The sequence below is a fragment of the Enterobacter cloacae complex sp. 394F7 genome (genome assembly GCF_057320385.1).
Genome location: NZ_JBXWCS010000006.1, coordinates 34,500 through 51,170, shown reverse-complemented (window position 1 = coordinate 51,170; position 16,671 = coordinate 34,500). Strand labels below are relative to the sequence as shown.

Below are 16,671 nucleotides of genomic sequence, written 5' to 3'. Positions count from 1 at the left end.
TTTACGAGGCACACTATGCGACACGAACATGATGGCGGCGGACGTCGACCGCGCTTTTTTGGTCACGGCGATCTGCGGCTGGTGATTCTGGATATTCTGACCCGCAACGCGAGCCATGGTTATGAGCTGATCAAAGAGATTGAGAACCTGACCCAGGGGAACTACACCCCGAGTCCTGGCGTGATTTACCCGACGCTGGATTATCTTCAGGATCAGGCGTTTATCACCATTACGGAAGAAGAGAATGGGCGTAAGCGCATTGCCATCAATGCGGCAGGACAGCAGTGGCTGGAGGAAAACCAGGAACAGCTTGAGCAGATTCAGGCGCGTATCAAAGCCCGCGCGGTCGGTTTCCAGCTACGCAAAAACCCGCAGATGAAGCGGGCACTGGATAACTTCAAAGCGGTGTTAGATTTGAAGGTTAATCAGGGAGCGCTCAGCGACGCGCAGCTTAAGCAGATCGTTGGCGTGATCGACCGCGCGGCGCTGGAGATCTCCCAGCTGGATTAAGCCGGTGCGTGCGCGCTCACGCGGAAGACGCGTACCAGCTCTTTCAGGTGCATCGCCTGCTCGTTGAGGGAGGCCGCCGCGGCAACAGACTCCTCCACCAGCGCGGAGTTTTGCTGGGTGGTGGCATCAATCAGGCCAATCGCGCTGTTAATCTGCGAGATCCCCTCCGTCTGCTCGTGGCTGGCCTGGCGGATCTCACGCAGGATCACATCCATCTCTTCCACGTTGCCCACCATGCCATTGATAAGCTCGCTCGCCTTCTCGACCAGGTTCATCCCGTCCTGCGTCTGGCTGGTGGAGCTTTCAATCAGCTCACGGATCTCACTGGCTGACGAAGCACTCTTCTGCGCGAGCTGGCGCACTTCACCAGCCACCACCGCAAAGCCACGACCGTGCTCGCCCGCCCGGGCCGCTTCCACCGCCGCGTTCAGCGCCAGAATATTGGTCTGGAAGGCAATGGCATCGATCAGATCGATGATGTCGGACATCCGGTTCGAGGTCTCGTTAATCAGGCGCATTTTGCTGGTCACCTGCTTCATCATCTCACCGTTGTTTTTGACCACCTTCGCGGCATCTGCCGACAGGTTGGTCGCTTCTCCGGTATGCGAAGCGGTGTTTTTCACCGTCGCGGTGATCTGCTCCATCGAGGCGGCGGTCTGCTCCACAGAGCTGGCCTGCTCTTCCGTGCGCGCGGCCAGATCCTGGTTCCCGGCGACAATCTGCGCGGCGGCGCTGGAGATATTCTCCGAGCCGGTCTGCACCTGCTGCACAATGTCCAGCAGACGTGTTTTCATCTCCATCAGGGCATGCAGCAACAGGCCGGTTTCGTCTTTACCGTGCGAGGTGATACTGCCGGTGAGATCGCCATCCGCAATCGCCGCCGCAAAGTCCACGGCCTGGCCCAGCGGACGGGTTATGGAACGCACGATAAACCAGCCAATCAGGCTGCCTGCCGCCACGCTGAAGAGAGTAATGAGGATGAGCAGCAGACGGTTGCTCCTGAAATCACTTTCCACCTGCACCCCGGCGTTCTGCATCTCAGTGTTCTGAATCGCAATCAGCTGCTGCACTTTGGCTTTATAGGCCTGCTGCAGTTTGAGGGTGTTGGTCATCATCTCCTGAAGCGCCCCGGCGCGATCGTGATTCTGCACCGCCTGCAAAATACGATAGCGCGAGTCCAGATACTGCTGGCGCACGCCGCGTATCTCGGCGAGCACCTGCTGCGATTGCTGATCCTGCAGTACGTTGTTCAGCTCACCGAGGAGCACCGTGATGTGCTCGCTAATCTCTTTAAGATGCTGCTGCGACTGCGCCGTGTACGTTCCCTGTTCATCCAGCAGCATGAGCTGCTGAGTGCTAATAAATTCCTGGAAGTTATCGATTAACTGGTTCGCTTTTACCGTGGTTGGATAATCACTGGTAATAATGGATTGCATCCCGTTGTTTGCCCGGTTCAGACTCATTAAAGACAAACTCGCGCTCACCACCATCAGGACAATAAAGAATCCAAACGCCAGAAATAATTTCGTGCCGATTTTTACGTCATGTAAGAACATATTTACTCCATCGATGTGATTATTTCTCAGACGATCACCGTTATCGGTAACGAAACCGCTAACTTTATGACTTTGATCGTTTTTTTATTTCATAACCATCACAATGGATAGGCAGAGACTATTAATATGGCCGTATCGATCGTTACTCAACCACCAGACGGGGCATTTATGAAATAGCATCGTGGAAAAATGACTTAGGCAGGGATAAATAACTGAGGCACTTTCTTTAGTTATTTAATATAAAATTAACAATAAATCACAGAAATAATTACAAATGAAGCGACGAAAGCCGTTTACGCCTGGCAGAATAAACGGCTTTTCTGGAACATTACAGACTCAATGGAGAACCGTCACTGCATCCTGAAGACGTCCGGCCCGGTGTTTTACCATCGCGGAGATCTGCGCACTCTCTTCAACCAGATCGGCGTTTTTCTGCGTGATGCTGTCCAGTTCAGCCACCGCGCGGGTTAACTCCGAAAGCCCGGTAGCCTGTTCAGAGGTGGCATGGCTAATCTGCGCGATCAGCTGCGTGACGTTTTTCACCTGCTCAACGATATCATCCATGGTGCGTCCTGCGGCGTGTACCTGCTCGGAGCCGGACTGTACCTTACTGGCGCTGGCATCAATCAGCTTACGGATATCATTGGCGGCGTTAGCGCTGCGGCTGGCAAGATGGCGAACTTCTCCTGCCACCACCGCAAAGCCTTTGCCCTGCTCACCGGCCCGTGCCGCTTCTACCGCCGCATTCAGGGCGAGGATATTGGTCTGGAAGGCAATATCGTTGATCAGGGTGGTAATGGAGCCGATACGCTGGGTACTGTCGGCGATATCGTCCATGGTTTTGACTACCGTCTGCATCGCGTTCCCACCTTTGGTCGCCGCACTGCTGGCGGCTACGGAGAGCTTATCGACCTCGGTGGCGGTTTCAGAATTACTCTGAACGGAGGCCGCCATCTGGTTCATCGTCGCCACGGTCTGCTGCACGTTTGCAACAGTCTGACGCGTGCGGTCGTTCAGATCCTCATTACCTTGCGCCAGCTTGTCGCTGCCGTCGCGCACGCTCACCACCTGGCTTGATACGTCATTGATTAGCCAGCGACACATCAGCCCCAGTTGCCCCACCGCGCGAAGGGTCAGGCCCAGTTCGTCGCTGCGGTTCAGGTGCTGCACGCTATTGCGCTCGCCGGTTGCCACCTTCAGCGCCTGTCGCGCCACGTTCTCTACCGGGCGGACAATCTGCTGTTCAAACAACAACGTGCCCAGCAGCATCATTATCGCTGCTGCGGCCAACGACACCCAGCCTGCTGAGGTTGCCACAAGCGTAGCGGCGAGCACGCCAAAGAGCACCGCCATCACGCCGCGTACCCGCCAGCGCAGCGGCATTGCCGGTAGCTTTCCGAACCAGCCCTGACGCACCACCAGCCCTTTATGGATCCGTTTCGTACAGCGTCCGGCATTCAGGGCCTTATAGAGTGGCTCCACGGTGGCGATCTCTTCTGCCGTCGCTTTGGTGCGAATCGACATATAGCCGGTGACCTTCCCGTGGCGCACCATCGGCACCGCGTTGGCGCGCACCCAGTAGTGATCGCCATTTTTACGGCGGTTTTTGACAATTCCGCTCCACGGCTCGCCCTGTTGCAGGGTGTACCACATATCGGCAAAAGCGGCTTTAGGCATATCAGGATGGCGCACCAGATTATGCGGCTGACCCATCAGCTCATTAAGCTGATAGCCACTCACCTGAACAAAGGTGTCGTTAGCATGAGTCAGATAGCTGTGGACGTCTGTGGTAGACATTAAGGTGGTGTCATCGTCCAGAAGATATTCATTCTGGGTGACATAGGTTGGAGAGGACATCGTGAGCATCCCTTGCAGGTTATTTGAATGTTAATTTTGTGGTTTATTGTTTTTTCGGCGGTAAACAATTTATCTTTAGTTGTTAAACTTGATGGAGATCGCAGATTTCACTTAAACCGCACTTTTTGTGAGATTTTATAATTGATTGATTTTAAATACTTTCACAATGAAATTACCTGCAAAGGATGATCTGTTAACGCCCACTTAAGTCGCACCGCCTGCACCCCCCTGGTGCAATTGACCCCATCCACGTCTTCCTGCCCCCGTTTTCCGTACCGCTAAATCCCGCCTGGAAAACATCGGCATGATTAAATATTGCGCAACATTATTTTAACCTGGCGTTTATCCCGATTTTCGTTAAGTCCGCTGAAGTGGCGTAATCCCTGCAATACTTAACGCAGTATCATGTGATACGCGATCCCCGGGAGCATATTTTGAACAGGTTACCTTCCAGCGCCTCGGCTCTTGCCTGTACCGCGCACGCACTGAATCTCATTGAGAAGCGAACGCTTGATCATGAGGAGATGAAACAACTTAACCGAGAGGTCATCGATTACTTTAAAGAGCACGTCAATCCAGGTTTTCTGGAGTATCGCAAATCTGTTACCGCCGGCGGGGATTACGGAGCCGTAGAGTGGCAAGCGGGAAGTCTGAATACGCTTGTCGACACCCAGGGACAGGAGTTTATTGATTGCCTGGGTGGTTTTGGCATTTTCAACGTGGGGCACCGTAATCCAGTAGTGGTTTCCGCCGTACAGAATCAACTCGCGAAACAACCTCTCCATAGCCAGGAACTGCTCGACCCGCTTCGCGCCATGCTCGCGAAAACGCTGGCAGCCTTAACGCCCGGCAAACTGAAATACAGCTTCTTCAGCAACAGCGGCACGGAATCGGTCGAAGCGGCGCTTAAGCTCGCCAAAGCGTACCAGTCGCCGCGCGGGAAATTCACTTTTGTCGCCACCAGCGGCGCGTTCCATGGTAAATCCCTGGGCGCCCTGTCTGCGACCGCCAAATCCACCTTCCGCAAACCGTTTATGCCGCTGCTGCCGGGCTTCCGCCACGTGCCGTTCGGCGACATTAATGCCATGCGCACCGTGCTCAGCGAATGCCGTAAAACCGGCGATGACGTAGCCGCGGTGATCCTGGAGCCAATTCAGGGCGAAGGCGGCGTGATCCTGCCTCCACAGGGCTATCTGCCTGCCGTACGTCAGCTGTGCGATGAGTTTGGCGCGCTGCTGATCTTCGACGAAGTGCAGACCGGCATGGGGCGTACCGGCAAGATGTTCGCCTGCGAGCACGAGAATGTTCAGCCGGACATTTTGTGTCTGGCGAAAGCGCTCGGCGGCGGCGTAATGCCGATTGGTGCGACGGTTGCCACCGAAGAGGTCTTCTCGGTGCTGTTCGACAACCCGTTCCTGCATACCACCACCTTTGGCGGTAACCCGCTGGCCTGTGCGGCCGCGCTGGCCACCATCAACGTGCTGCTGGAGCAAAACCTGCCTGCGCAGGCGGAGCAGAAAGGCGACATGCTGCTGGACGGTTTCCGTCAGCTGGGACGTGAATACCCGGATCTGATCCAGGAGGCACGAGGTAAAGGGATGCTGATGGCCATTGAGTTTGTTGATAACGAAATTGGCTATAGCTTCGCGAGCGAGATGTTCCGCCAGCGGGTGCTGGTGGCCGGCACGCTCAACAATTCCAAAACCATCCGCATTGAGCCACCGCTGACGCTGACCATTGAGCAGTGTGAGCAGGTGCTGAAGGCGGCACGTAAAGCGCTGGCGGCACTGCGCGTGAGTGTGGAAGAGGCGTAAAAAAAGCCGGGTGGCGCTGCGCTTACCCGGCCTGCTTTTTATCGGTGAAACTCCGCTACCGTCATGGTGAAGCGAAGCACGGTATTGCCTTCATTGGCATAGCCGTGCGCCGCTTCAGTTTTCGCCACCGCCGATGCCCCGGCAGCAACCTGCGTCACCGCCTCGCCCACTGTCAGCGATAAAACGCCTTCGTTCACGTGCAACAGCTCAAAGGTGCCCGCCGGATGCCCCGAAGAGGTAAATCGCTCTCCCGGCTGCATCTCCCACTGCCACAGTTCAATCATATCCGGGCCCGCAGTTCCTGCCAGCAGTCTCGCGCGTCCGCCCTTTTCCCCCTGCCACAGCACCGGGATCGCCGCTTCCTCAATGATATGCACCCGCGGTTCGCTGGAGACATTCACAATATCCGCCACCGACACGCCGAGCGCGGCAGCCAGCTTGCACAGAATCGCGATACTGGGGTTAGCCGCCCCTTTCTCGATCTCCACCAGCATGCCTTTGCTGACGCTGGCACGCCGCGAGAGCTCATCCAGCGACAGTTTTTTCTCTTTACGCCAGTTGCGAATACGGCTGGCGACGGCCAGGCTTACCTGGGCGATATCGGCACCCTGTTCGGTCATTATATTGACTTTTTCAGTCATTGGTCACTACCATGGTATAAAACAGTCAATACAGGATTATTTATGTCTCTCGTTACGCCGTCAATAGACCCGCGTCTTGCCGCGATTGCCCCGGGCTTTCGGGCGCTGAGCATTGTGGTTGACGCTGCGCCGATTACCCACCCGGAAGTCGCTCCGGCCGTGCTCAGGCAGGCCTGCCAGCAAATGTTGAATGATGATGTTCCGTGGGCTGACGCGCACCTTTCCGGCTGGGATGAGGTATTTAAGGCCTTCGGCGCAAAACCGAAACGCACGCCCTGCTCGGCATCCGCCCTGCGTAAGCGGGTCTTAAAAGACGGCTCGCTGCCGCCGCTGGATCCGGTGGTGGATATCTACAACGCGGTGAGTATTCGCTACGCCATCCCGGTTGGTGGAGAAAATCTTGCGGCTTACACGGGGGCGCCACGTCTGACGCTGGCCGACGGCAGCGAGCCGTTTGATACCTTCAAAGAGGGGCAGCCGGTGGTGGAATACCCGGAGCCGGGCGAGGTTATCTGGCGCGACGACCTCGGTGTTACCTGCCGTCGCTGGAACTGGCGCCAGGGTATACGGACGCGTCTTGACAGTCAGGCGCAAACCATGTGGTTTATTCTGGAAAGTCTGCCGTCAATGCCGCTTACGGCACTGGAAGAAGCCGGAGCGGATCTGATTGATAACCTGCAACGTCTGATGCCGGGTGCAGTGGTGCACAGGCAGTTACTGACCCTGTAAGAGGATAAAAAATGTTTCGTGGAGTCAGCGCATTTCCGTTAACGCCCCTGAAAAACGGCACGTTTGATGAGCAGGCCTTTACGCATCTGCTCTCTCCTGTGGTTGAGGCAGGCGTGGATTCACTGGGCATTCTTGGCTCGACCGGGAGCTATGCCTATCTGACCGTTGAAGAGCGTGCCCGGGTGACACGCTGTGCGGTGGAACATGCCGGTAACATACCGGTTATCGTCAGCATCGGCGCAATGCGGCTGGACGATATTCTGCGTCTGGCTGACGACGCGCAAACGGCCGGAGTCTCCGGCGTGCTGATGGCCCCCGTGTCGTACCAGCGATTAACGGATGAGGAAGTATTTAAGCTCTATGAAACGGTGACCCGCCAGCTCTCCGTACCGCTGTGCATTTACGATAACCCTGCCACGACCGGTTTTGCGTTTAGCGATGAATTGCTATTTGCCGTCGCGTCTCTGCCAAATGTGGGCTCCATCAAGCTTGGCCGCTTGCCGGAGGATCTGTCGCAGGTACGTGCCCGGCTTCCTGATACGGTCACACTGGGTATCGCCGGTGACTGGCGGGCAGCCTCAGCCCTGCAGGCCGGGTTTGACGTCTGGTATTCGGTTCTCGCGGGGTTGTTCCCAAAAGCGGCGCTGGCGATAGCGCGTTCGGGTAAAAGTACAGAGTCAGAACGGTTAGAGCCGCTATGGGATCTGTTCCGTCGTTACGGTAGCGTAAGGGTCATCGCGGCAGCGGCGGAAATGAGGGGAAAAGTGGCAACACCCGGCTTGCCGTTCCCGTTGCAGGCAATTCAGGGAGAGCCGCGCGAGGCGCTTTCAGCGATCCTTGCGGAATTGGAACTGGCCTGAAAAACGCCGGGTGGCGCTGCGCTTACCCGGCCACACCGCATCATTCATAAAGTAATCATTCTCAGGAATGGTTGAGAAAGCAACGTCCCCGCCCTCGCAGTTTGTCCCTCTGTCTACGTGTAATTAACCCGGTAAAAATACGTCATCACGACTCTTAATAGAAATCAGAAGATTGAATAATAGTAGCGCTAAAATTATAATGCTCAGATTCATTTGCGAGGACGTTTAAGCTATGCAGTACCTACTTGACGGGATAGTGCATTATAATGATGAATCGCGCATTTTAACCGATAATAAACGCGAAGTTGAGCTTTCACTGGCGACGTCGCGATTATTAAATGCACTTATTGACGCCAATAATTCTCAGGTCAGCCGTACTGAACTCCTTGAAAAAGTCTGGGAAGAACATGGTCTGGTTGCTTCTGATAACAACCTGAACCGAAACATATCTCTGTTGCGAAAAGCATTTCTTGAATTCTCGCTTGAAGACAAAATCGAAACAATACCAAAGCAAGGATTTGTACTGCACTGTCAGTGTACTCGTGTTAGTACTACACGTAGTAGCACGTACGAAAAATTTAAAAAAATCTGTTCCTCCCACAAAGGTTTTTACATTAGCACAATAGCATTAACCGTTTTAATGGTGAGCACCATCACTGCCTTTTATTTGTACCATTTAAACGATAGCACTATGCATAAATATAAGTCAGTCGGATTATGCGATGTCTATACTGACGAAAATGGCGTCAAACAAGAGAATATTGACTCATTTTTTAATACAAATTTAGGGCAAAGAATCGCATTAAAATGCCAGCAATATCCCAAAAATATCTATTTTGATGACAACAGAGCGCCTTTAAAAAGCAAGGTGTACTCAACTCACATTGCCCTGTGTGGCAAACAAAATACAGGCAAAGGACATGAATGCGAAAACTTCGTCAATATTAACAACAATTAATATTGTTTTATGCCTGTTGATGCTTCCCTTGCTTGCAATGGGAATATACAAGCTTGTTGGTGTTTATGATTACCTACCGATGAACTGTATGTCGACGGTACATATCAACTATGAAGATTCAAAAAATGTCCAGCAAGGGATTAATGGAAATATCAAAATTGTTTTCCACATTACCAACGATGGTCTCGTCACGGTGAGCGAATACGGCACATTGAACTATTATGGTAAAGAGTATCTTGTCGATCGTACAGGAAACATGACCATCGACACAGACGTGCAAAACGGATTCCATAAAGTTACGAAAGGTAAATTTCTTGCTAATCCGCAGGATAATGCACCTTCTGTGCTGGTTGAGAAACTCACCTCAAGCCAGCCTGTCCTGCACTATAAGATCCAGAAGCTTGACACCAAAACCTGGCGAATAAGCGATTTGCAGCGTGCCATATTTATTTGCCGAAAATGAGTTTATTGACCCAAGCACATGACTCATTGTGCTAATGTTATGAATGCAAGACAGATGTATAGATTGTTAAATCAAAAAATAAAACTCGCACTTAACTCTTAACAAAAATCCAACCAGAAAGCAAATGGAGCAACCATACGTTCATCTAAACAAACACTCCACACGCCAAAAAAATCAGAACAAAAATCTTATTAAATGTGATTTTTCTTGATTTAATTCTACTTCCTCTGCTTTTCTCATACTCTTCCCTTCACTTCTTTTATTCTGCATTTTTTTATTTTGTATTTCTAACATCCCTCATAAAAGAATTGTTTGAATTTATTTCGAAAGTATTATTTAGCCAACTTTTGGTGACGATGCTTTTATCTGTAAAGCATAGAAATCCATTTCATAAAATGTCAAAAACCCTAACAGGCGAAGCAACAAAGTGAGAGGAAGATATGCGCGTGTTAATATTAGATCCTAACATTATAAATCAGCATTATTTGAAAACCCAAATTGAAGAGGCAGGTATTTTAACTGATGTATCTTCGAGTATTGAGGAAGTGGAAATGTTTATGTTTTCAAATAAAGCTGAACTCCTGATTATGGCATCTGAAACGCTTTCCACTGCTGAGTTACAGGCGATTCGTAAGTGGCGACGCGAAGGGCGCACTATCCGCATCATGATCCTTAACAGCAGCAACGATATTGAACACAAGGTGAAAGCGTTTGAAAGCGGCGCTGACGATTATGTTGTCAAGTCTAGTCATATTGAAGAGATTATCATCAGAATTTGGGTTTTAGTACGCCGGAATTATCTCACCCCTTCCAGCCGTATTACTGCAGGTAATTTAGAACTCGACTTAAACAGTAAAGTACTCTTCATCAACAAGCAAAAAATTCGACTGACCCGTTTTGAATTTGAAATTATGAAGCTACTGGTGAAGAACAAAGGCAAGGCGCTGAGCAAACGTAAAATCATGAAACATCTCTACCACGACTGGATGGGTAAAGAAAACAATACCGTCGAGGTGCTTATTGGTCGTCTGAGAAAGAAACTGGCACCCTACAACAGCGGGCAAATCAGAAATCAAAGAGAAGAGGGTTATTATTACGATCTAAACGGTGCGATCTGAGTTACACCCAGCCCCTGTGCTGCCTTGATGGCATAAAAATTAACTTCATTTAAGTACGGTATATTTAACGCTTTTAAACTCACACTTCATCAATCACAGCTTCATTGTTAAGAAAATTATATGAACAAATCTACGACCAATACGCTATCGCTTTGGTCTTTAACGACGCTTGTCGTCGGAGCGATGATCGGAGCGGGTATATTTTCATTACCTGCTGCATTCGGACGAGCAACCGGTGGGCTTGGTGCAATTATTGCCTGGGTGATTGCCGGTGGCGGTATGCTGATGCTGGCATTTGTATTCCAGAACCTTGCGCAAAGAAAGCCTGAACTCAATGCGGGCGTCTTTAGCTACGCCAAAGCCGGTTTCGGCGAATATCCGGGCTTCATTTCAGCACTCGGTTTCTGGGCGGGTACATGTATCGGCAACGTATCCTATTTTATTTTAATTAAATCAACATTAGGCGCGTTTTTCCCTGCATTTGGCGAAGGTAATACGTTGCTGGCAATCGCTGTCTCATCAGTTGTTTTATGGTCTTTTCATCTCCTGGTATTGCGGGGTATTAAAGAAGCGGCCTTTATCAATACCTTGGCCACCTGTGCCAAGATCATCCCTATTTTTGTATTTATCGCCATTCTGATAATGGCATTCAAAAAAGAGATGTTTATGCTTAATTTCTGGGGCGGGGCCGCCGGAGAACCTCCTCTCTTCAGATCAATATTTTCCCAGGTCAGAAGCACCATGTTGGTGACCGTATTCGTATTCCTTGGAATCGAAGGGGCAAGTATCTACTCGCGTTATGCAACTAACCGGAAAGACGTTGGCCTGGCGACCGTATTCGGCTTCATCGGGGTGCTGTGCTTACTGATGTTAGTCACCATGCTTTCTTATGGCGTTATGCCCCAGGCCGAGCTGGGAGCCTTACGGCAACCCTCAATGGCCGGTGTTCTCGAAAGCATAGTGGGACGCTGGGGCATGATTTTCATCAGCGTGGGGTTAATTATCTCTGTCCTCGGAGCCTATCTTTCCTGGTCATTGCTCGCCGCTGAGGTTATTTATTCCGCGGCGTTGAAAAAGAGCATGCCTGCCGTTTTTGCACGCGAGAATCGCTGGCGCGTTCCCTCTTCAGCCGTATGGTTGACGAATATCTCGATACAGCTGTTCTTAATTATCACTTTTTTCAGCGATTACGCATTCCTGTTAGCCCTTGAGCTAACCAGCGCGATGACGCTTATCCCCTATCTTCTGGTTGCCGCGTATAGCCTGAAGCTGGTAATTACACGAGAAACCTACGAACAGTGCACAAAGGGATATTATAAAGACCTGGTGATCTCTGTCATTGCCACTGCCTATGCCTCGTTGATGATTTATGCCGGCGGATTAACGTATGTGCTGCTGTCCGCCGTTATTTATGCGCCTGGCACACTTCTTTATTACATTGCTAAGCGTGAGCAAAACAAAAAAATATTCTCTGGTACGGAACGAATATTATTTTCCGCCATCGTGCTCGCGGCTTTGGCCTGTATTTATGGAATTATAAACGGAAATATTACCATTTAATTACTCTCTTAAGGAGATACTATGCAAGATATACCACTGGGTGTTCACTCCGAGGTCGGCCAGTTACGCAAAGTAATGGTGTGCGCCCCTGGGTTAGCACATAGCCGTCTTACACCGGGCAATTGCGACCGACTGTTATTTGATGATGTCATGTGGGTAGAACGTGCCCGTCAGGATCATCTCGATTTTATTAATAAGATGCGCGGATGCGGTGTTGACGTTGTTGAGATGCATGATCTGCTCTCCGAAACGCTGGCTAACCGTCAGGCACGCAACTGGCTCATCGAACAGCAGATTACTGCTGATGAAATCCCGTTGGGTTTGCTTAATGAAACACGCTCGTTCCTGGATTCGTTACCCGCAGATCGGCTGGCTGAGTTTATGATCGGCGGGCTTTCAACCTATGATTTGCTGAACAGACACAGGGGCGATAAAGAAGAACTTGAACTCGTCGGAAGAGCGACAGGGCTGCGTGAATATTTGCTCCCGCCGTTGCCGAATACGCTTTATACGCGAGATACCACCAGCTGGATTTATAACGGGGTTACGCTTAATCCCCTTTACTGGCAGGCTCGCCGTGAAGAAACGTTACTGACCACTGCTATCTATAAGTTCCATCCGGACTTCACCCGTCAGACGATCAATACATGGTGGGGAGATCCAACGCGTTATCACGGATCCGCCACCCTTGAAGGCGGCGATGTTATGCCTATTGGCAACAAGACCGTTTTAATCGGTATGAGCGAACGAACGTCCTATCAGGCCATTGCCCAGCTTGCATCTGCCCTGTTTTCGAACCCGTTTAGCCATGTCGAGCGCGTTATTATTGCCGCGATGCCGAAGCTCAGAGCGGCGATGCACCTGGATACCGTATTCACCTTTTGTGACAGAGATTTAGTGACGCTTTATCCCGCCATTGTTGATCAAATTGAAGTCTTTTCACTGATTAAGGACGACTCCCCAGGCGGAATGCGTCTGGAGCATTATTCAGAGCCGTTAACAGAGGTGGTAGCCAGGGCACTCAATTTACGCTCGCTCAGGGTCGTTGAAACCGAAGGCAATGTTTACGACACCGAGCGTCAGCAATGGGATAGCGGAAATAACGTGGTCGCCATGTCTCCAGGTGTCGTTATCGCCTATGACCGCAATACCAAAACAAACGACCGTTTGCGTAAGGAAGGCGTTGAGGTCATTGAAATTGTTGGGAGTGAATTAGGGCGTGGACGCGGTGGCGGCCACTGTATGACATGTCCATTAATTCGTGATGCCGTTGATTACTCATAAGGAAGAGAGATGTTTAAACGTTCTGTTTTAATTTTAGCCGGTTTGCTGGCATTGGCTGGCTGTACTGAAAAACCCGTTGGTTCTGCCCATCATGCAAGTGCTGCGCTTTCCGGTCAGGTGATGGCGCTGTCGCACGGCACAATCACAGGGGTGAGATACATCACAATCCAAAACGACACCGGAAGCAGCGCTGCCGGTACAGTCGGGGGCGCGTTGATTGGCGGTGCTGCCGGTAATGCTATTGGTGGCGGAAGCGGCCGTCTGCTGGCGACAGCTGGCGGTACCGTTGCTGGCGCGATGGCAGGACAGTCGATACAACGAGGAATGGCGCGACACAATGCGGCTGAACTCTTTATTCGTCCTGATAACGGGCAAGAGTTCGTTACCGTACAGCCCGCCCGTGAAGGTGAATTTGTCGTAGGGCAACGTGTAAATATTACCTCGCATCGCGGTCAGGTAACGATCTCTCCAGCTCAATAACACGCTTTATCATATCTGCCACAACAGGATGATTGTCCTTTTCGTTAAGGATGAAAATTTTTTGTGGCAGGTTTTTATCTTTTATTCATTCCATGTGACCATTTATATCCTTAAGAGGGCATCATTGTGACGACTCATCTATTACAATTCTGGAATATGGCAGCCACCCTGTTTTCTATATTCTTTTTTATTGCGTATCTGTTTGTTATTTTCCAGATCGTTACTGATTTATTCCGTGACAATACACTCAACGGCTTCTTTAAATCGCTTTGGATAATGCTGTTACTTTTCATCCCGCTGATCACCTCTGTTTTTTACCTCATTCTGAGAGGTAAGGGAATGGCCAAAAGACAACGTGCTTACAGACTGGATGCGAATGCCGCAGCACAATATAGTCTTTGTAAATCCCCAGCGGAACAAATATCAGACGCCAAAAAACTATTAGACCAGGACATTATTAGCCAGGAGGAGTTCGAACTCCTTAAAAAGAAAGCCATAAATTAAATCACAATGACTAAGGATGGCGTAATGTCCAACCTTAGTCATTTCGTTTTAGAAAATCAGTCATCTCTGGCGCTATTAACAATTCGTCTCATGTTTTGTTAATGCGCTGGCCTATTTATTATTTTTAACTACTTTTATCCACTGGAGCGTTCGCAATGAAAAGCACTACCCCCTGGCAGCCCTGTAAGGAAAAAATCGACTTTATCGGCGGCTTTTATCATTTATTTTTGTTGATTTGCTCTGTTTTACTCTGGAGCGGGTTACTTCTTTTTGCCACACGTGCCTATGGCCAGACTCATGCTGATGAAAATGCAGCAAGCTGGGGCAGCAGGATTGTTTCCGATATTACGCAAACCTGGACAGATTATGATAGCCACGATATTTATCTTCCTTTTATCAGCTGGCATAACCGGTTCATGTACGATAAAGAAAAGACCGATCGCTATAATGAAATGCCCTGGGGTGCCGGAGTGGGTGTTTCTCGTCATCACAGCAATGGCAACTGGAGTGCACTGTATGGAATGGTGTTTAAAGACTCACATAATGAGTGGCAACCGGTCACCGGCTATGCATGGGAGAAAGGATGGCATCCAGGCCAACAAAATAATTTCAGGTTGGGATTAGGGGTGACCGCCGGGATAACGGCGCGTAAAGATATGGGCAACTACATTCCCTTACCGATTATATTCCCGCTTTTTTCAGCGAGTTATAAAAATGTGAATATCCAGTTCACCTATATTCCTGGCACCTATAATAACGGAAACGTACTCTTCGGGTGGTTACGTTACAACCTGTAGCAGGGCTCAGCCCTGCATTACACTCTCGGTCTTTTTACTATCAGCGCAGGAAAGGAAACGTTTTAAGAGAAGAAGGAAGAAGAGTCTCTGGATAAAAAGGAGGGTAAAGAAAAATGACTGGATTATATGCAACGACTCACCGCGAGCGTAGGGCTCGCGGTGAGTGTTTGTTTAGAATTGAAGTGCGGCGCCCAGGTAAGCACCATCAAGCAGCGTATGATTAGGCGTACCGGATTTACCATGAACGCTAATATGACGGTAACCCGCTTTGAGTTTCACCTCATCTCGTACCTGCCAGGCCAACCCTGCATCAACTTCAACATAGTTTTCGACGGCATTGTTCAGGCCACGTGGCGCGGTATAACCTTCACCATAGGCATACACCTCATCGCTAAAATGGACACGAACCCCGCCACCAATCGGTGCCGCAAATCCATTATCACCTTTCTTAGGCGCCATATAGATGGCCTTGGCACCTGCGTAAAGATCGGCTTTACCCAGAGACACCTGATAACCCAGGCCGACACCGCCAGAATTACGGCCATCATTATAATTGTTAGCCCAGTTTGCAGTATAAAAAATACCGGTCGGCTCTGGCGCAATTAGTGCATTTAACTCCGTATGTTGTGTACCTAACTGAGCGCCAATTTCAGCGGCGTTAGCACCAACAGAAAGAGTTGAAAGAATTGCCACTACTGTGAGTGTTTTTTTAAACATTTGTTATCACCTAATCTACATTAAAAAAAGAAGTCAGAACCTTAAACAAGCTCTGTCTGGTGGCTTATTTTAGGGGGCGATGTTATATGAAGTTCAAACAAACAAGAGATCCTCACTCACCATACACTCATTCATTAATCAGCGAGGTGGCAGCTGCGCACGCTATAAAATGACGTGTGTTTAAGTTCCATCTATCTTTTCGCACTAGAATGCCTCTTTATTTTCACCGAAACCAGTGAGGAAACCATGTTCCCGGAAGAAAATATCAGACGGCCCAAAAAACCAAACTTTATCCGTTATCTTTTTCTGTTCAACCTTTTATTGCTGCCCCTTTTCATGATTGTGGCACGCCTGGTCTGGGGACAGGATTTCTTTTCTGTTTCCCCCAATGGCGCTTTGTTCTGGCCGGGTGCTGTCTCGCACGTTTTGTTGCTGGGCGGGGTTTGGTTGTTTTTAGATGTTCTGTTTATGATTTGGTTTTACCTTACCAACAAAAAAAACTGAGGAGCAACGCTTATGCTGCTATTTATTTCATGGCTATTTGCATTAGTTGGCAGTGAATTACTGCTGTTACAAATCAATTCAGTAAGCATTATCATGCCTCTCTTATATTTATCTATGGGGATAATGTATTTATATCAAAAGAATAAAATAAGGAATATGTTATGGCTGGATGCAAACTTAAAAAAAACACGCATCCTCAACCTCAAGGTTCTGTTTGTGGCAGCGCTTAGTATTATGTTATCTATCGTCGCGCATATCAATTTCGCCATTAACTCCTTGCTTATCATGCAATGGTTAAAAGCATAGTTTATGCGATGTC

The 16,671-nt window shown here is 49.8% G+C and carries 18 protein-coding genes; 14 read left to right on the top strand and 4 right to left on the bottom strand.

Going from position 1 to position 16,671, the window contains the following annotated elements; all coding sequences use genetic code 11:
* Window positions 1-15 precede the first annotated feature (15 nt).
* Window positions 16-510: a PadR family transcriptional regulator gene (locus AC2FAK_RS10715; RefSeq protein ID WP_013098824.1), complete on the top strand. Its 495-nt coding sequence runs from the start codon at window positions 16-18 to the stop codon at window positions 508-510.
* Here the strand turns inward: AC2FAK_RS10715 and AC2FAK_RS10710 are convergent.
* Together AC2FAK_RS10710 and AC2FAK_RS10705 are read right to left on the bottom strand one after the other, a co-directional pair.
* Window positions 507-2,066 (bottom strand): methyl-accepting chemotaxis protein, encoded by a 1,560-nt coding sequence (locus AC2FAK_RS10710; RefSeq protein WP_013098825.1) that lies wholly within the window; start codon window positions 2,064-2,066, stop codon window positions 507-509. The genes AC2FAK_RS10715 and AC2FAK_RS10710 overlap by 4 nt on opposite strands.
* Before the next feature lie 336 nt (window positions 2,067-2,402).
* Complete coding sequence (locus AC2FAK_RS10705; protein ID WP_029882945.1) at window positions 2,403-3,923, bottom strand: methyl-accepting chemotaxis protein; 1,521 nt, start codon at window positions 3,921-3,923, stop codon at window positions 2,403-2,405.
* Between the two features lie 434 nt (window positions 3,924-4,357).
* On the opposite strand from AC2FAK_RS10705, the gene ygjG reads away from it, so the two are divergent.
* A complete protein-coding gene (gene ygjG / locus AC2FAK_RS10700) occupies window positions 4,358-5,737 on the top strand; it encodes a putrescine aminotransferase (protein ID WP_013098827.1) in 1,380 nt (459 codons plus the stop codon).
* Window positions 5,738-5,775: 38 nt separating this feature from the next.
* Here the strand turns inward: ygjG and AC2FAK_RS10695 are convergent, their stop codons facing one another.
* A complete protein-coding gene (locus AC2FAK_RS10695) occupies window positions 5,776-6,378 on the bottom strand; it encodes a helix-turn-helix domain-containing protein (RefSeq protein ID WP_095454868.1) in 603 nt (200 codons plus the stop codon).
* A 42-nt stretch (window positions 6,379-6,420) separates the two neighbouring features.
* On the opposite strand from AC2FAK_RS10695, the gene AC2FAK_RS10690 reads away from it, so the two are divergent.
* The 10 genes from AC2FAK_RS10690 to pagP all read left to right on the top strand — a co-directional run bounded on the left by AC2FAK_RS10690 (window position 6,421) and on the right by pagP (window position 15,131).
* Complete coding sequence (locus AC2FAK_RS10690) at window positions 6,421-7,107, top strand: B3/B4 domain-containing protein (protein WP_095454867.1); 687 nt, start codon at window positions 6,421-6,423, stop codon at window positions 7,105-7,107.
* Window positions 7,108-7,118: 11 nt separating this feature from the next.
* A complete protein-coding gene (locus AC2FAK_RS10685) occupies window positions 7,119-7,967 on the top strand; it encodes a dihydrodipicolinate synthase family protein (RefSeq protein WP_095454866.1) in 849 nt (282 codons plus the stop codon).
* A 232-nt stretch (window positions 7,968-8,199) separates the two neighbouring features.
* Window positions 8,200-8,925: a winged helix-turn-helix domain-containing protein gene (locus tag AC2FAK_RS10680; RefSeq protein ID WP_023622408.1), complete on the top strand. Its 726-nt coding sequence runs from the start codon at window positions 8,200-8,202 to the stop codon at window positions 8,923-8,925.
* Complete coding sequence (locus tag AC2FAK_RS10675; protein WP_047023552.1) at window positions 8,888-9,388, top strand: hypothetical protein; 501 nt, start codon at window positions 8,888-8,890, stop codon at window positions 9,386-9,388. The genes AC2FAK_RS10680 and AC2FAK_RS10675 overlap by 38 nt, the downstream gene beginning before the upstream one ends.
* Before the next feature lie 440 nt (window positions 9,389-9,828).
* Window positions 9,829-10,506, top strand: a complete 678-nt coding sequence (locus tag AC2FAK_RS10670; RefSeq protein ID WP_013098832.1) for a winged helix-turn-helix domain-containing protein — start codon at window positions 9,829-9,831, stop codon at window positions 10,504-10,506.
* A gap of 120 nt (window positions 10,507-10,626) precedes the next feature.
* Entirely contained in the window at window positions 10,627-12,066 is a 1,440-nt protein-coding gene (locus AC2FAK_RS10665) for a basic amino acid/polyamine antiporter (RefSeq protein WP_095454864.1), read from the top strand.
* 21 nt (window positions 12,067-12,087) lie between these two features.
* Window positions 12,088-13,350 (top strand): arginine deiminase, encoded by a 1,263-nt coding sequence (locus tag AC2FAK_RS10660; RefSeq protein ID WP_045293622.1) that lies wholly within the window; start codon window positions 12,088-12,090, stop codon window positions 13,348-13,350.
* A 9-nt stretch (window positions 13,351-13,359) separates the two neighbouring features.
* Complete coding sequence (locus tag AC2FAK_RS10655) at window positions 13,360-13,830, top strand: outer membrane lipoprotein (protein ID WP_058681000.1); 471 nt, start codon at window positions 13,360-13,362, stop codon at window positions 13,828-13,830.
* A gap of 126 nt (window positions 13,831-13,956) precedes the next feature.
* The gene (locus AC2FAK_RS10650) at window positions 13,957-14,334 is read left to right on the top strand and encodes a zinc metalloprotease HtpX family protein (RefSeq protein ID WP_170942743.1); all 378 of its coding nucleotides are present in this window, start codon (window positions 13,957-13,959) and stop codon (window positions 14,332-14,334) included.
* A 155-nt stretch (window positions 14,335-14,489) separates the two neighbouring features.
* Entirely contained in the window at window positions 14,490-15,131 is a 642-nt protein-coding gene (gene pagP, locus AC2FAK_RS10645; RefSeq protein ID WP_095454862.1) for a lipid IV(A) palmitoyltransferase PagP, read from the top strand.
* Between the two features lie 171 nt (window positions 15,132-15,302).
* On the opposite strand, the gene AC2FAK_RS10640 is transcribed toward pagP, so the two are convergent.
* Window positions 15,303-15,848 carry a YfaZ family outer membrane protein gene (locus AC2FAK_RS10640; protein WP_013098838.1) on the bottom strand — a complete coding sequence of 182 codons (546 nt, stop codon included), beginning with the start codon at window positions 15,846-15,848 and terminating at the stop codon, window positions 15,303-15,305.
* Window positions 15,849-16,094: 246 nt separating this feature from the next.
* On the opposite strand from AC2FAK_RS10640, the gene AC2FAK_RS10635 reads away from it, so the two are divergent.
* On the top strand, window positions 16,095-16,352 hold the full coding sequence (locus AC2FAK_RS10635; RefSeq protein WP_023622126.1) for a hypothetical protein: 258 nt from the start codon (window positions 16,095-16,097) through the stop codon (window positions 16,350-16,352).
* A 12-nt stretch (window positions 16,353-16,364) separates the two neighbouring features.
* Complete coding sequence (locus tag AC2FAK_RS10630) at window positions 16,365-16,658, top strand: hypothetical protein (protein ID WP_020689402.1); 294 nt, start codon at window positions 16,365-16,367, stop codon at window positions 16,656-16,658.
* Window positions 16,659-16,671 lie beyond the last annotated feature (13 nt).

Bases quoted from the DNA above. Each gene is read 5' to 3' on its own strand.
- AC2FAK_RS10715 (WP_013098824.1), top strand. From the start codon at position 16: ATGCGACACGAACATGATGGCGGCGGACGTCGACCGCGCTTTTTTGGT.
- AC2FAK_RS10710 (WP_013098825.1), bottom strand. From the start codon at position 2,066: ATGTTCTTACATGACGTAAAAATCGGCACGAAATTATTTCTGGCGTTT.
- AC2FAK_RS10705 (WP_029882945.1), bottom strand. From the start codon at position 3,923: ATGTCCTCTCCAACCTATGTCACCCAGAATGAATATCTTCTGGACGAT.
- AC2FAK_RS10695 (WP_095454868.1), bottom strand. From the start codon at position 6,378: ATGACTGAAAAAGTCAATATAATGACCGAACAGGGTGCCGATATCGCC.
- AC2FAK_RS10690 (WP_095454867.1), top strand. From the start codon at position 6,421: ATGTCTCTCGTTACGCCGTCAATAGACCCGCGTCTTGCCGCGATTGCC.
- AC2FAK_RS10685 (WP_095454866.1), top strand. From the start codon at position 7,119: ATGTTTCGTGGAGTCAGCGCATTTCCGTTAACGCCCCTGAAAAACGGC.
- AC2FAK_RS10680 (WP_023622408.1), top strand. From the start codon at position 8,200: ATGCAGTACCTACTTGACGGGATAGTGCATTATAATGATGAATCGCGC.
- AC2FAK_RS10675 (WP_047023552.1), top strand. From the start codon at position 8,888: ATGAATGCGAAAACTTCGTCAATATTAACAACAATTAATATTGTTTTA.
- AC2FAK_RS10670 (WP_013098832.1), top strand. From the start codon at position 9,829: ATGCGCGTGTTAATATTAGATCCTAACATTATAAATCAGCATTATTTG.
- AC2FAK_RS10665 (WP_095454864.1), top strand. From the start codon at position 10,627: ATGAACAAATCTACGACCAATACGCTATCGCTTTGGTCTTTAACGACG.
- AC2FAK_RS10660 (WP_045293622.1), top strand. From the start codon at position 12,088: ATGCAAGATATACCACTGGGTGTTCACTCCGAGGTCGGCCAGTTACGC.
- AC2FAK_RS10655 (WP_058681000.1), top strand. From the start codon at position 13,360: ATGTTTAAACGTTCTGTTTTAATTTTAGCCGGTTTGCTGGCATTGGCT.
- pagP (WP_095454862.1), top strand. From the start codon at position 14,490: ATGAAAAGCACTACCCCCTGGCAGCCCTGTAAGGAAAAAATCGACTTT.
- AC2FAK_RS10640 (WP_013098838.1), bottom strand. From the start codon at position 15,848: ATGTTTAAAAAAACACTCACAGTAGTGGCAATTCTTTCAACTCTTTCT.
- AC2FAK_RS10635 (WP_023622126.1), top strand. From the start codon at position 16,095: ATGTTCCCGGAAGAAAATATCAGACGGCCCAAAAAACCAAACTTTATC.
- AC2FAK_RS10630 (WP_020689402.1), top strand. From the start codon at position 16,365: ATGCTGCTATTTATTTCATGGCTATTTGCATTAGTTGGCAGTGAATTA.